Origin of the sequence: Microbacterium karelineae (genome assembly GCF_009745985.1) — a bacterium.
Taxonomy (GTDB): domain Bacteria; phylum Actinomycetota; class Actinomycetes; order Actinomycetales; family Microbacteriaceae; genus Microbacterium; species Microbacterium karelineae.
Window position 1 is genome coordinate 1 of sequence record NZ_WFIX01000066.1, and the last position, 358, is coordinate 358.

Below are 358 nucleotides of genomic sequence, written 5' to 3' on the forward strand. Positions count from 1 at the left end.
AGGGAAATCTGCAGAGACAACTGTTCTTTCCCGTGCTCGAGTCGGAATAGATTATTATTATAAAAACCTGGAAGTTTACCTCAGTGCACAGGATGTAAGAACATGGGGAGAAACAGCTTCCAATACAGGAAAAAATCAGAACTTCACCATTCATGAAGCCTGGGCAAAATATCAGTTTTCAGGCCAATTTTCTTTGAAACTAGGGAAACAGATTCTTTCCTACGACAACGAACGTTTACTTGGGACATTGGATTGGATGATGCAGGGACGAAGTTTTGAAACTTTGAAAGGTATTTATACCCTAAGTCCGAATTCTAAAATCGAAGCTGCAATCACCTACAACAATGATGATAATGAT

Annotated in this window: 1 protein-coding gene; it reads left to right on the plus strand. The window is 39.1% G+C overall.

The annotated features are described in order from the left end of the window. A partial coding sequence (locus GB932_RS21935) for an alginate export family protein (RefSeq protein ID WP_197517197.1) occupies positions 1–358 on the plus strand: 358 nt, incomplete at both ends.